Source organism: Rhodococcus sp. WY5 (assembly GCF_018588185.1).
GTDB classification, from domain to species: domain Bacteria; phylum Actinomycetota; class Actinomycetes; order Mycobacteriales; family Mycobacteriaceae; genus Rhodococcus_F; species Rhodococcus_F qingshengii.
Map to the genome: position 1 here is coordinate 410,420 of NZ_JAAMPR010000001.1, position 13,869 is coordinate 424,288.

General features: G+C 61.9%; 12 protein-coding genes, 1 pseudogene and 1 riboswitch. Of the genes and pseudogenes, 7 read left to right on the forward strand and 6 right to left on the reverse strand.

The window, feature by feature from the left end; all coding sequences use genetic code 11:
- Positions 1 to 143 precede the first annotated feature (143 nt).
- Positions 144 to 2,831, forward strand: coding sequence for a LuxR C-terminal-related transcriptional regulator (locus tag G4D79_RS01840; protein WP_099697748.1), 2,688 nt, complete (start codon positions 144 to 146; stop codon positions 2,829 to 2,831).
- Positions 2,832 to 2,869: 38 nt separating this feature from the next.
- Entirely contained in the window at positions 2,870 to 3,295 is a 426-nt protein-coding gene (locus G4D79_RS01845; protein WP_003945905.1) for an HIT family protein, read from the forward strand.
- Here the strand turns inward: G4D79_RS01845 and G4D79_RS01850 are convergent.
- Positions 3,280 to 4,017: an alpha/beta fold hydrolase gene (locus G4D79_RS01850; protein ID WP_065352849.1), complete on the reverse strand. Its 738-nt coding sequence runs from the start codon at positions 4,015 to 4,017 to the stop codon at positions 3,280 to 3,282. The genes G4D79_RS01845 and G4D79_RS01850 overlap by 16 nt on opposite strands.
- A 45-nt stretch (positions 4,018 to 4,062) precedes the next feature.
- Between G4D79_RS01850 and mhuD the strand changes: the two genes are divergently transcribed.
- From mhuD to G4D79_RS01865, 3 genes are all read left to right on the forward strand, one after another.
- Positions 4,063 to 4,371, forward strand: coding sequence for a mycobilin-forming heme oxygenase MhuD (gene mhuD, locus G4D79_RS01855; RefSeq protein ID WP_007726927.1), 309 nt, complete (start codon positions 4,063 to 4,065; stop codon positions 4,369 to 4,371).
- 88 nt (positions 4,372 to 4,459) lie between these two features.
- Positions 4,460 to 4,599, forward strand: a riboswitch (cobalamin riboswitch).
- 24 nt (positions 4,600 to 4,623) lie between these two features.
- Positions 4,624 to 4,818 carry a CbtB domain-containing protein gene (locus tag G4D79_RS01860; protein WP_003945915.1) on the forward strand — a complete coding sequence of 65 codons (195 nt, stop codon included), beginning with the start codon at positions 4,624 to 4,626 and terminating at the stop codon, positions 4,816 to 4,818.
- A complete protein-coding gene (locus G4D79_RS01865) occupies positions 4,809 to 5,585 on the forward strand; it encodes a CbtA family protein (protein ID WP_099697749.1) in 777 nt (258 codons plus the stop codon). The genes G4D79_RS01860 and G4D79_RS01865 overlap by 10 nt, the downstream gene beginning before the upstream one ends.
- Before the next feature lie 59 nt (positions 5,586 to 5,644).
- On the opposite strand, the gene G4D79_RS01870 is transcribed toward G4D79_RS01865, so the two are convergent.
- Complete coding sequence (locus tag G4D79_RS01870) at positions 5,645 to 7,480, reverse strand: NAD(P)/FAD-dependent oxidoreductase (RefSeq protein WP_099697750.1); 1,836 nt, start codon at positions 7,478 to 7,480, stop codon at positions 5,645 to 5,647.
- Positions 7,481 to 7,620: 140 nt separating this feature from the next.
- Positions 7,621 to 8,764 (reverse strand): annotated as a pseudogene (locus G4D79_RS01875) (hypothetical protein).
- 220 nt (positions 8,765 to 8,984) lie between these two features.
- On the opposite strand from G4D79_RS01875, the gene G4D79_RS01880 reads away from it, so the two are divergent.
- Both G4D79_RS01880 and G4D79_RS01885 read left to right on the forward strand, forming a co-directional pair.
- Complete coding sequence (locus G4D79_RS01880; protein WP_081558742.1) at positions 8,985 to 9,764, forward strand: acetoin reductase; 780 nt, start codon at positions 8,985 to 8,987, stop codon at positions 9,762 to 9,764.
- A gap of 77 nt (positions 9,765 to 9,841) precedes the next feature.
- A complete protein-coding gene (locus G4D79_RS01885) occupies positions 9,842 to 11,110 on the forward strand; it encodes a GAF domain-containing protein (RefSeq protein ID WP_020968367.1) in 1,269 nt (422 codons plus the stop codon).
- Here the strand turns inward: G4D79_RS01885 and G4D79_RS01890 are convergent.
- From G4D79_RS01890 to G4D79_RS01900, 3 genes are all read right to left on the reverse strand, one after another.
- Positions 11,089 to 11,733 carry a DsbA family protein gene (locus G4D79_RS01890; protein WP_007726933.1) on the reverse strand — a complete coding sequence of 215 codons (645 nt, stop codon included), beginning with the start codon at positions 11,731 to 11,733 and terminating at the stop codon, positions 11,089 to 11,091. The two genes, G4D79_RS01885 and G4D79_RS01890, sit on opposite strands and share 22 nt — an antisense overlap.
- A gap of 76 nt (positions 11,734 to 11,809) precedes the next feature.
- A complete protein-coding gene (locus tag G4D79_RS01895) occupies positions 11,810 to 12,463 on the reverse strand; it encodes a response regulator transcription factor (RefSeq protein WP_076948562.1) in 654 nt (217 codons plus the stop codon).
- Between the two features lie 48 nt (positions 12,464 to 12,511).
- Complete coding sequence (locus G4D79_RS01900) at positions 12,512 to 13,867, reverse strand: sensor histidine kinase (protein WP_054781748.1); 1,356 nt, start codon at positions 13,865 to 13,867, stop codon at positions 12,512 to 12,514.
- Between the last annotated feature and the right edge of the window lie 2 nt (positions 13,868 to 13,869).

The following is a 13,869-nucleotide window of genomic DNA, read 5'->3' on the forward strand; positions in this document are numbered from 1 at the left end:
GAAGTCGCTCGAGGTACTCGAAAGCCAATGGTGACGGCGTGATTGTGTGGGTGAACTTCTCTCAGCCGGGGTGAATTCCCGGGTGAATTGCCCGGGATGGCACGCTCTGGATTCGCACCAGCTACGCTCCTCCCTGTAGATAGATGGATCGAGACAATCCGCCCAAACTCTTCAATCATTGCGGGGCGCGAAAGCAGAAAGGGTCCGCGCTGATGTTCGGGATGGACGGCCACGACTGGGCAGCTATTCCCGAAAGGCGCACCCTCGCGACGTCGATTCCCCGGCAAGCGCTCTTCGACAAACTTGACCGACGTGCCGCGCTGACAATCGTCCGTGCACCGAACGGCCACGGGAAATCGTCGTTGATCGCATCGTGGCTGCGCGCCCATTTGGCATCCGAACGAATACTCGTCTGGGTCTCGGCCCCACGGCCCTCGTCGACACTCGAAGATTTCTGGGCCGTTGTCCTCGATCGAATCCACGCTGCCGGAATCGCACTGCCCGACGTCGACGATCTCGCCGATCCTTTCACCGCTGTCGCCAAATCCCTGAACGCCCTCAGCCGCCCCGTGCTGCTCGTGCTGATCAGGCCGGATCTGATATCGGAACCAGAGTTGGACGATCAGTTGATCGAACTCCTCGCCCTCTGTCACAACCTGGACCTCGTGGTCACGCTCTCGGGCTTCGGCATGTTCTCCGAGCCGTACCTGCTCGACACGGACCACGAGGTGATAGGCGCGAGTGAGCTGTTGTTCACAAGAGCCGATACCGCCCATTTGCTCGCACAAGCTGACGTAAACACGACTGACGGTGATGCCGAACAAATCACATCCCTGACAGGTGGGCTGCCAGCGCTGGTTCGTGTCGCCGTTCCCGCCGTCCAGACATCGGGTAGCCGCAACCGCGAGCAGATGATCAGGAAGAACATCGCGCAGGCGATCGACGACTACGTGAACAAATCCGTTCTCATGACCGCTGATCATGTGGAACAACTCGAGTTCCTGCTCGCGACGGCCTTTGCGCGATCGATCACCGTCGACATCGCCGCCATGCTGTTCGAGTCCCAACACCCTGAGGATGGCGAGACCGTTCATCAGATTCGCGTGCGCCTGGCGATACTGGAGACAGCCGGGTTGTTGTCACGGGTCGAGACCGAAGCCGAAGAAACCTGGGAGCTGCCTCCCGCCATTCGTCGATCGATACTCGCGCACCGAAAGCGCGCTGGAGCCGATCCGGCGCAACGTCTTTCGTTCCTCGCACACAACCGACTCGACCACGGTCATCACGCGTCGGCGCTGGACTACGCGGTCGAGGCACAGAACTGGACCCTGGCAGTAGACATCGTCGAGCAACACTGGGTGACGATGATCGTCCACAATCTGGACTCGGTTCGCTCTGCTCTCCAACGGATTCCGGCGGAAGCAGCGGACAAACACTCTGCCGTGGAGGCAGGGCGCGCACTGTTCACGATGCATCCGAGCGAGCGCTCGACGGTAGTCGACTTGCTACCCGAATCGCCGGCAGAACTGTGGGCTCTCGGCGCTGAAGCCGGCGCGAAGGACGCCTTGAGCATTGCCTGCGTTCAATCGATCATGCTCAGGATGGCAGGCGAGTACGGGCTCGCAGCGGAAACCACCAGGCGCCTGTCTCATCTCAGTCGCAGTGCGCTGGAGAACAACCCGGAAGCGGTCAGCGCACAGCTCCCTCTCATGCGACTTCAATGGGCGATCAATTTTCAATTGAGCGGCAGGTTCACAGAATCCACGATCAAGGCTCGAATGGCGTACCACGGCGCCCTGTCTCATGGAGTCGACTTCATCGCTCGTAACTCTGCGGGAAGTGCCGCCCTGAATTGGGCGCTGGCTGGTGAGCCGCGGCAGGCCACACACTGGTCCGAACTCGAACAGAAGCATCCGGACCCCGGCGGTTGGCTCGAACCTGTGGTCAAGATCGCCGGCCTGACAGCACGGGCGCTCACTGCTCTCGACACACTCGACTTCGACGACGCACGTCTCGCATTGACCGAACTCGGTCTTCCGTCCGACACCGAGGAACTGTGGGCATTCGTCGTCTATGCGCATTGCCAATTCGCCTTGACCTCCGGCGACCACACTGCGGCACTACTGTTGCTCCACAATGCGATCGAAGCACATTCCAAGCAGTACACGGCTACATCTTTCGCGCTTCCTCTGTTGCAATCCGCAGAGATCGATCTCTTGCTCGCTCTCGGACAGGGGAACAATGCCGTAGCACTGGCCAAGGAGATCATCGATCCTGCCGCCAATCCGTGGACGCTCACGTCGGTGGCGCGTTTACGTCAGCGGATCGGCCAGAACGAGGCCGCGGTGGCGCTGTGTCACCAGTTCGACTGGTCTGGCGTATCCTATCCGCGGGCACAGATGGCATCGCTTCTGGTGCAAGCGGTTGCCCACTCCGAGCTGGGTGAGCCACGCCTCGCCTCTCAGGAGTGGTCCAGAGCGTGCAGCATCGCGGATCAGACCGGACTTCTACGTTCGTTCGCGACCATCGCATCGGCGGACGTCGAGAAACTCGAATCGATGGCCGAAACGAAATCGCGTGCACTCGCCGAGTTCTCGAAAAGGTCGCCTGCGGAATCATTTCCGGAATTCGTACATATCGTGGAGCTGACCGAACGCGAACAGAAAGTCCTCTCACTCCTGGCGCTCGGCATGGGGTCGGCTGCGATGGCCGACAAACTGTACGTGTCCGTCAACACCGTCAAGACTCAACTGCGCACTCTCTACAAGAAGCTCGACGTACACAATCGAAACGAAGCGATCACGAGGGCACGCCAACTGCGCTTGCTGTAGTCGGGGTCGGATCTGATTTCGGACTACATTCTGTAGGCATGAGCACCGATTCCTGCGTCTTCTGCAAGATCGTCGCGCTGACCGAGCCGGCGATTCTCGTTCACGAGAGCGAGACAACTCTCGCATTCCTCGATGCACGGCCGGTGAGTCGCGGACACACCCTGGTGGTCCCCAAGCGTCATGCAGAGAACCTCGATGCTCTCGAAAGTCACGAAGGCGCAGAGATGTTCCGCGTCGGCACGCTCATCGCCGGAGCTCTACGCCGCTGCGACATCGCCGCTGACGGAGTCAACTTTCTCGTCAACGACGGGCGTGCCGCGGGCCAAACCGTGTTCCACTCGCACCTGCACGTCGTCCCCCGCCATCGCGGCGACAAGGCGAAGTTCGCTGCTGGACTCCTCGCCAGGCGAGCCGTCGAGCTGGAGCAGGTGGGCGCGTCGATCCGAAGTCAGCTCACGGTCTGAAGGAATTCCGTCACCACTTCGCGATAGCGCTGCGGTTGATCGTCGTGGACCAGGTGGCCTGCATCGGCAATACGTACGTACCGAGTTCCCGGCCTCTCGGCCATCTCTCGCATCTGTCCCTCAGGGGTGATGGTGAACTCTCCCTCGATCAGCAAGGTCGGCACCTCGATCGCCTTCCACTGATCCCAGAAATGCCTCGTGCCCCACTCCTCCGAGATGTCGCGGAAGGTCGACACGTCGCCGTGCAGGTACCACCCGTCGTCGCGGCGGTCGAAAGAGTCGAGAAAGTACTGGCCGGCGACGGGGCCGAAGAATTCCTTCATCGCCTCCTCGGAAGCAAACGGCTGCGGCCACGCCGAGATCATCTGCGCCCAGTCCGCAGCGGTGCGTCCACGAAAGTCCGGGGCCATGTCTTCGAGGACCAGCGCACAAACCTTTTCGGGATGCGCGGCGGCGAAGCACCACGCATGCAGAGCCCCCATCGAATGACCGATCACGATCATCGGCTCCTCGATGGACGCAACCGCCGATGTCAGGTCCTCGACGAATGCCTCGGTAGTCAGTGCCGCTGGCGCCGGCCTGCCGTGACCGGCAGCGTCGAAGGTGTAGACGTGGCCGAACTCGCGGATCCACGGCACATGGCGACGCCACGTTCGGGAGCTGCCCATGAGGCCGTGCAACAACAGAATCGGTTGTCCCGTTCCACCTTCGTCATGCAACACGAGTGTCACGGTACGCGGTGAAGGTGCGCGGGTAATGTCGCTTGCATGGCAGTCGTGAAGATCAATGCAATCGAGGTCCCCGAGGGCGCCGGCCCCGAACTGGAGAAGCGCTTCGCAGCACGCGCTCACGCAGTCGAGAACTCCCCGGGCTTTCTCGGATTCCAACTCCTCCGCCCCACCGCCGGTGAGAGCCGCTACTTCGTGGTGACTCAGTGGGAGTCCGAGCAGGCGTTCGCCGATTGGCGTGACGGCCCCGCCCGTGAAGCCCATTCCGGCGAGCGCGCGAAGCCCGTCGCTTCGGGTGCGTCGTTGCTCGAATTCGAAGTTGTCCTGGACGTCGCCGCAAAGAGCTGATCTCGAGCGATTGTGCCTGCCTTGGCGGGCACAATCGACGGTCATCTCGGCTTCACGCGTTGACACGGTGCGGGCTGTAGTGCAAAAGTTCGCATGTAAACGCGATGGTCCGACAGGAATCCGGTGAAAGCCCGGAGCGGTCGCGCCACTGTAATTCGAGGTGAAGTGCCTTTTTCGGCACGACTATTTCGACAGCCAGACACTTCGGCCATCGCATGGACCTAGGGGACGCGAAAATCCCAGGAGGCTTCGATGGCTCTCGCCTATTCTCCCGATACGTCGATCGATTCGACTCGTCTTGCTTTCCTCGCCGCTGCAGTAGTTCTGTTCGCGATGCTGGCTCTCTACCTGGTCGGGTTCGACCAGGGCGCTATCTCTCGCACCGGCATGTACATGCATGAATTGATGCACGACGGTCGACACTTGATGGGCCTGCCGTGCCACTAGTCGACAATTTCACGAAGCTTCTCATTCGTGGTTTGTTGGCTGGTCTGATCGCAGGCATCCTTGCCGGCGGAGTTGCATTCGTGCTGGGTGAACCGCACGTCAACGCTGCCATTGCGATCGAAGAAGCCAACAGCGCCACCGGTGAGGTTTCCGGCGAAGCCGCTGGGCATTCGCACGGTGACGAAGAAGAACCACTGGTGAGCCGCGACGGGCAGCGCGCCGGGCTGTTCCTGGCCACGGCGCTTGCCGGACTGGCGCTCGGGGCGATCTTCTCGGTCGTTGCCAATTACGCTCGACGACTCACCGGAATGTCCGGGCCGTTGTTGGCGATCACCATCGCCGTCTGTGGTTGGCTGGCTATCGAGGCTGTCCCCTTTTTCAAGTACCCGGCCAATCCGCCGGCCGTCGGAGATCCCGACACCATCAACCAGCGCACACTGCTGTGGCTGGCCGCCGTGATTCTCGGGCTGCTGTCCGTCACCGCGGCAGCAGCGGCTGCAAAGGCAGTTTCCGGGCACGAGTTCCTCAGTGTGCGCATCGCTGCTCCGGTGGCTGCGTTCCTGGTGATCGTCGCGATCGGTTACGTCTCGCTTCCCGGCATCAACGAGGTGGGCGAGGACTTCCCGGCAACTCTGCTGTGGGAGTTCCGACTTTCCTCGCTCGCTACGCAGGCGACGCTCTGGCTCGTACTCGGGTTGGCATTCGCCTTCCTTACCGAGCGCGCGACCAAGAACACCGAAGTAGCAAAGAAGTACGCCCTTCGCTGAACCTGCTGTGCGCCTTTATTAACCTCCCGCGGTTAATAAAGGCGCACAGCAGTTCTTTTTCAGCTCAGATGATGCACTTCCTGCAGTCCGTACACCGGTGTCGGGATGCCCTCGTAACGCGCCTTCAATTGCAACGCCAAGTACAGCGAGTAGTGGCGCGACTGATGCAGATTGCCTCCGTGGAACCACAGCGCTTCCTGCTGCGTCGGCTTCCACATGTTGCGCTGCTCGCCTTCCCACGGTCCCGGGTCCTTGGTGGTGTTCGACCCCAGGCCCCACACCTTGCCGACCTTGTCGGCGGTGTCCTGACCGATCAGGTCCGCCACCCAGCCGTTCATCGAGCCGTAACCGGTCGCGTAGACCACCACGTCGGCAGGCAATTCCGTACCGTCTTCGAGGATCACGCTGTTCTCGGTCAGCTCACGAATGTTGCCGTGCGCGAGCTTGATGTCTCCATTGGCAACCAGTTCGGCAGCGCCGACATCGATGTAGTAGCCCGAGCCACGGCGTAGGTACTTCATGAACAGGCCCGAACCGTCGTCGCCCCAGTCGTGCTCGAAGCCCGCCTTCTCCAGGCGATCGTAGAAATCCTTGTCGCGCTCACGGATTGCGTCGTACACCGGGATCTGGAACTCGTGCATGATCCGGTACGGCAGCGAACCGAACGTGAGGTCCGCCTTGTGTGTCGTCATGCCGGCGGCCAGTGCCCGCTCCGAGTACAGATCGCCCAAGCCCAAATCCATCAGCGAATCCGACTTCACGATGTGCGTCGAGCTGCGCTGCACCATCGTGACGTCGATACCGTTCTCCCACAGTGCGCCGCAGATGTCGTGCGAGGAGTTGTTGGCCCCGATCACGACGACCTTCTTGCCCACGTACTGATCCGGGCCGGGGTGCTTGCTCGAGTGGTGCTGATCGCCGAGGAACTTGTCCTGCCCGGGGAACGTCGGAACATTGGCCTTGCCGGACATACCCGTCGCCATCACCAACTGCTTGGGACGCAACGTCAGCTTCTCGCCGTTGCGGTTGACCTCGACGGTCCATTCCTGGGCCTTCTCGTCGAACGACGCCGAGGTGCAGGTCGTGGAACTCCAGTACGGAACCTCCATGACCTTGGTGTACATCTCGAGCCAGTCGCCGATCTTGTCCTTGGGCGCGAACACCGGCCAGTTGTCGGGGAACGGCATGTAGGGCAGGTGGTCGTACCAAACCGGATCGTGCAGGCACAGGGACTTGTAGCGTCCGCGCCACTGATCGCCAGGTCGCTCGTGGCTGTCGATCACGATGGCCGGTACTCCGAGCTGACGCATCCGGGCGCCGAGCGCGATGCCGCCCTGGCCGCCGCCGACGATCACGACGTAAGGCTGTGTGGTGTAACCGAGTTCGCGGTCTTCGATCTCCTTCTGCTCGGCCCACGTGATGCGGTTCGGGTCTGCCCCATGCTTGGCGCCGCGCGGACGACGAGTGCCCTTACCTTCTTCGTACCCCTTCAACTCCTGCAGCGACGTCAGCAGGGTCCAACCTTCATCTCCCTTCAAACGAAGGTGTCCGTGCGCGCGACCGGTTGCAGTCTCGAACTCGATCCAGGCTGACGTGACGCCGTCGGCTTCGTCGGGTGTCTCGGTGGTCCGGAATCCCGAAGGATCGGTGTCGTCGAGTCGCGCGGAGAGCATGTCGGCGATCTGCTCGCGACCTTCGACGGTCTTGATGTTCCAGGTGAACGACACCAGGTCTCGCCAGAAGCTGTCGAGTGCAAATTTGCCTGCCACACGCTCGATGTCACGAGCCACGAGGGCCGACTCGAAATCCGCCAGCCAGGCGTCGACGCGCTCCTGAGGTGTCACCGCCGTCAACTTCACCTCGGGGGTGACTGCGGAATCGATGGTTTGCGTCATCACTTCTCCTTGTTTGTGAATGTGACACACAGCACATCCCATAAGTGGCCCCGGTCACAAGCGTTGCAGTCTGTTGCAATCAGTGGACGCGGTGCCGGCGTCCGATACCGGTTACCCGCACCGATGTGCGGGCAACCGACTCACCCCTCAGCAGGCTTGAATCTGCCGAGTCCCAGCGACTGAAATCCCACAACGTAGAACAACGTCCACAACACGGCCCAATCCACGAAACCCAGTGCATTGCCGTGTAATCCGTCGACAACTGCCGGCTCGTGAAGAATGTGCTCTGCTGCAAAGCGGTAATAGAACAAGAATGTGACCACCGCGAGCACAAACGTGAGCAGCGCGCGGATCGCCAGGTTGACCCCGTCCGCAAAGCCCGTGGGTTTGTTACCGAAGGCGTTGGCCCAGAAGATCATCCAGAATGCCCAGCACACACCGAGCTGCGCCGGGAACTGATGGACCACACCACCCAACTCGGCAACGGCATCGCTTCCCAAAAGTGCCTTCACCACTGGAAGCGCCACGAAGTACAAGCCGGTTCCCACGGCGAAGTTACCGATCGTGGCTGCGAGCGCCGTCTTTCCCCCACCGCCGAACAGTCGCCACGGCCAGTTGTCGAGCGTCTGGCCAGTCAGGATCACGACCACCACGACGCAGTAGAACCACCCGAGCACGGTGTCGACGGTCATCAACGGATCCGTGGCGGACAGCGACACGGACGGCAGACCGAACACGAAGTACAGCGCCAGCGTCGGGACGGCGACAAACGCGATCTCACAAACCCACCAACGGCTGCTTCATCCCCAGGGAAGTCCACGGCCAATGCTGCCAGTTCAGGACCACCATCACCCAGGTCCCGAAGCCGAAGAGTACGAACAGCGCACCCGCGAAATATCCGAGGCCGCCCTCACGATCGGCCGCGAAATCCGGGTACAAACTCCCCAAGCCGTTTGCCAGGAGCCACGTCACCACGACGGCGAAGACCGCGGTCGCGACCATGATCGCCAGGCCTTTCGCCGGCTGCGGGAGTCGGTCGAAGCCGGCGAACTCGCAATTGAAGCCGATGAACACCACAAAAAGGATTGCCCAGAAAAGCGCCGCGTTGAACGGCAGAGGATAGAAACTCCAGGGACTGGTGGTCGGATCGGCCAGAAGGTACCAACTCGCCACGGCCAGCACGAGAACGATCACGAGGTTCGCGATCCCGAACCCGATCCAGCGGCGTGACGGTTGTCGGCTCGGCGTGGCCGGTTCCGTGGGTGTGTCGACTGTAGCGGTCATGTGCCCTCTCCCAGATTGTCTCGCAAGATGATTCGCGAAGTGGTGGCGCAACTATGGAGCCGTCGCGCGGGGTACCGGGAGGGTTGCCGAGGGTTGCAACTGCTGTCCGATTTTCCGGAATTGCAACACGGTGCAACCCTTCCGCATTGTGGTCGCCGTCACATACAAATCACTCACCGGTTCACAACCGACTGGTTCACTGCTTACGAGGAGAATCTGCATGAGCATCACGGGCAAGGTAGTACTGGTCACCGGCGCCGGCCAAGGCATCGGACGCGGAATCGCTCTCCGCCTCGCCCACGACGGCGCCGACATCGCGTTAGTCGACCTCGACCAGACCAAGCTGGATGCGGTTGCCGACGAGATCAGACGGATCGGCCGTCGTGCAACGACGTTTGTCGCCGACGTCAGCGATCGAGCGCAGGTCAACGCAGCCGTCGAACATGCACACCAGGAATTGGGCGGATTCGACGTCATCGTCAACAACGCGGGAATCGCTCTCGTCGGCCCGATCTCCGACGCGACGCCGGAAGAGGTCTCCAAGATCTGGAGCGTCAACGTCGACGGTGTCCTGTGGGGAATTCAAGCTGCAGCAGCAAAGTTCCAAGCTCTGGGTCAGCGCGGAAAGATCATCAACGCGTCGTCCATCGCCGGCCACGACGGGTTTGCCATGTTAGGTGTTTACAGCGCAACAAAATTCGCGGTCAGGGCCCTCACTCAGGCTGCGGCCAAGGAATACGCGTCCGACGGAATCACCGTCAACGCGTACTGCCCCGGCGTCGTGGGCACCGACATGTGGGTGACGATCGACAAGAGGTTCGCCGAATTGACCGGTGCACCAGAGGGCGCCACCTACGAGAAGTTCGTCGGCGGAATTGCGCTGGGTCGAGCTGAAACCCCCGACGATGTCGCCGGTTTCGTCTCGTACCTTGCCGGGCCCGATTCCGACTACATGACCGGTCAGGCCGGTCTCATCGACGGCGGCCTCGTCTACCGCTGACCGCGGTGTCTTCACTGAAAGCGGTGTCTTCGCTGAAAACGGTCTCTTCGCTGAAAAAGCGGTTGCCCGAGCCCGCGATGCCGCCCGGCGAGGATCCTCGCGACTACGCGAGGACCCTCGCCGCGGTGTACGACGCGACGATGGCCGGAGACCGCGCACCGGCCCGCCCCAGGGACGTGGTCCGCCAATCGTGGCAACGCCTGCGCGAGTTAGGTATCGACCCCGAACACAACCGGGTCGAACCGTCCATGGACGTCGCCGAACTCGATCTCCGTCGTCGTGAGTCCGGACTGTACGACGTGCTCGACGACGTGACGCGTGGACTCGAATCGGTTACCGCGAGCGGTGAGAACATCATGGTCGTCGCAGATCTTCGCGGAACTGTTCTGTGGCGCAGCGGGTCCCATCGAGTACTGGACCAAGCTGCGCGTCTGGGATTTGTCGAGGGTGCGAACTGGGCCGAGGACAGCGTCGGCACCAACGCCATCGGAACGGCATTGGTGTCACGACAGGCGGTTCAGATCTTCTCGGCGGAACACTATGCGCGCAGCCATCATCCGTGGACCTGCGCGGGGGCACCCATCCGCGATCCGCGGGACGACCGTGTCATCGGCGTCGTCGACATCAGTGGTCCCGCCAAGACCGTCCACCCCACCACACTCGCTCTGGTCGACGCCGTCGCACGCCTCGCGCAATCACACCTGCGCGACAAGCATCGGGACAATCTCGATCAATTGCGTTCTGTTGCAGGGCCGATGCTTGCTCGTAGCGGATCACCGGCATTGGTGATCGATACTCATGGCTGGGTAGCGGCGGTCGATGCGCTACCTCATCGCTCGCGCGTGCTGCTCCCCGCGGCTTTGGCTCCCGGCAGGACGTGGTTCCCCGCTTTGGGTCTGTGCGAACTGGATCCACTTCCCGGCGGGTGGGTGGTCCGGCCGATCGCCACCGGCGAGAAAATCAGTGCGCCCACGGTGCATATCGATCTGCGCGATTCCGAGAACATGTCGGTGACCGTCACGTCGGGGTTGGGCGAATGGGCCTACTCCCCGACCCAGCGGCATGCGGAGATTCTGTTTCTCCTCGGATCCGAGAGGCGTGGACTGACCGCATCGCGGTTGGCGCAGGATCTTTTCGGTGACCCGGCCCGCACGGTGACCGCGCGGGCCGAGATGTCGCGTCTGCGCAAGAACCTTGCCGGAGTTGTTGCAGCGCAGCCGTACCGGTTCGTCGATGCAGCGCACGTCACGCTTTCCTGCCCCGACGACGGTGCACATCTGTTGCCGTTCTCGAACGCCCCGGCAGTTCGTGCCGCTCGCCTTACTCAGGCCGGTTCGGAGGCCTGAGTAAGCAACTGCAGAAACACCTCTTCGGGTTGAGCGCCGGATACTGCGACCGCACGGTTGGCGACGAAGAACGGAACGCCGCTGACCTGCAGTTGGCGGGCCATGGACAGATCTTCGCGAACAGCCTCGGCTGCGGCATCGGAGCCCAGTTGCTCGCGCACGACGTCGGCGTCGAGGCCGACGCTCACGGCCAGTTCGACCAGCACCTCACGGTCGTCGATCACCTTGCCGTCGCTGAAGTGCGCTTTGAACAGCGCTTCGAGGAGTTCGTTCTGCCGCTCACCCGCGAGATGCAGCAACCTGTGCGCATCAAAGGTGTTGGCGGCGATCACAGTGTCGAAGTCCAAGGTCAAGCCGACCTCGGCTGCCGTCGCGCTGACGTGGGCGAACATCTGACGTACCTGTTCAGGCGCCATCCCCTTCATCTCGACCAAGGCGTCGAGTTCGGTTCGTCCCTCTCCCACCGGGGTCTCCGGAGCGAGCTGGTACGAGCGCCAGATGACGTTGACGCGGTCCTTGTTCTCGAAACGATCCAGAGCCGAAAGGAACCTGGTCTTTCCGATGTAGCACCACGGACAAGCGACGTCAGACCACACTTCGATGGTCACGTCTTGGTCAATCACGATTTGATCAGTCACCGAAGGTGCAACAACGAACAGGGCCGGGATTAGTCCCGGCTCGCGTCACGAGGTCACAGAATCACGTGACCAGACCACACCGGAACGCGATCAACGACGCACTCACCCGGTTGGGCACACCCAGCTTGCCGAACAGCGAAGAGATATGCGTCTTGACGGTGGTCTCACCGAGGTACAGTCGCTCCGCGATGACGCTGTTGGCCGCGCCTGTCGCCAGGATTGTCAGCACTTCGCGCTCACGCTCGGTGAGCGAAGCGAGGGGAGTCAGGTCGGGTGCTTGCCGACGCGGCGCCGAGGCCACGATGGCACGTAGAGAATCGGAGCTGAACAACGAGTGGTCCGACGCCACCACCCGTACTGCCTGCTGGAACGCCTGTGGGGCCGCGTCCTTGCTCAGAAAGCTGTGCGCGCCCGCCTCGACCGCCTGCACGACCATGTCGTCGACGTCGAAGGCGGTCATCGCAATGACCTTCGGCGGATTGCTCATGGTCATCAACTCTCGGGTGGCCTCCAAGCCACCGACCCGTGCCATCTTCAGATCCATCAGCACCACGTGCGGACGAAACCGAGTGACTTTGGCTGCGACCTGATCGCCGTCCTCGGCCTCGGCAACCACCACGATGTCCGGCGCTGCTTCCAGGATGTCCTTCATTCCGCGCCGAACCCAGGCGTCGTTGTCGACGATCAAAACTGTGATGCGCGAGTCAGCGTCCATAGTGCGCTCAGATTACCCAGAGCCCCCGACAGTCGGAGGGTGGGAGGGTTACGACGACCAGGGCACCCAGCAACTGACGAGGAAATCGTCCCCCAGCGCGCCTGCCTCCACCTTGCCGCCGATTTCTCTTGCCTGTTCGGCCAACCCGCGTAAGCCGGACCGCGAACCGATCGACGTCATGGGTGCAAGCTCGCTCAGCTTGTTGCGTGCGAGGATACGAATTCCGTCGTGCGGCGACCCGGTCACCGAAATGACGAGCATCTGGTCGCTCGCGTACTTCTGGACGTTGGTCAACGATTCCTGAACGACGCGATAACAGACGTGCCCCGCCAGCATTCCGACATCACCCGGGAGCAACTCCGATTCGAGACGGCAGTGAATGCCCGCGGCGCGTGCACCGTTGACCAGATCGCCGATCGCGTCGATCCCCTGGTGCCCGCCGTGTTCGCGGCGATCACCGCTTCCCCTGAGCACTCCGACGATTCCCTTCAATTCGTCCAAAGCCTCGTGCGCGGTGGTTCTGATCATCGCAGCGGTGTTGACGACCTTCTCGGGATTGTCTGCCGCGCTGACCTGTAACCCACCGGCGAACAACGAAATCCGGCTCAGACTGGCCGCGATCGTGTCGTGCATGTCGCGCGCGATCCGCGTTCGTTCCTCGGTGCGAATCATCTCGTCGCGCATCACGTCTGTTTTCTCGGTGGCAAGATCCCGTACGTGCTCTGCCTCGACGAGTTCGGTTCTGGTCCGAATCAGGAGCGAGAGCGCCACGACGATGCCGACCATGACGGCTGCGACGAGCCACGGGATCCAGATGGCGACGTCGTATTGAACAACCGCCGAACCATCCTTGGGTTTCATCGTTCCCATCGTGAGAACGGAGTACTCACGATTGCGAAAAGCGTCGTAGGTCAACGAAATTCCGCACGCGACGAAGACAGCTGCCGCAGCGGCAGCAAGCCGAGGCCCACGCGCGATCCGAGCAACGGCGAACAATGCGATGAGCGCCGCCGTCGCATCGGTGGGGAAGAACAACGGGCCGACCAGCGTGATCGCCAGAACCACCCAGGGATACTGATGGCGCCACACAAGCGATATCCCACCGGCCACGCCCAGGACGAACCCGATACCGACCAATACCGGTGGCATATTTCCCGACGCGCCTGCGATGCCCACCGTCATGAAGGAACAGAAAAGGCTGAACGCGACAGCGGCGGTAGTCCATACGCGTCGTCGCACAACGGTTCCTTTGGTGGTGATCACCGAGCAAGCGTATCCACCGCCACCGACGCCTCGAATCAGCCGAACGGGTGGACGAACCGCCAGGCTCCGACCGAAAGGATGAGGCGGACCGATCTTTCGACCGAAGCGGTGAGCAGTCCTCACATCGTTGACTTGTGCCATAC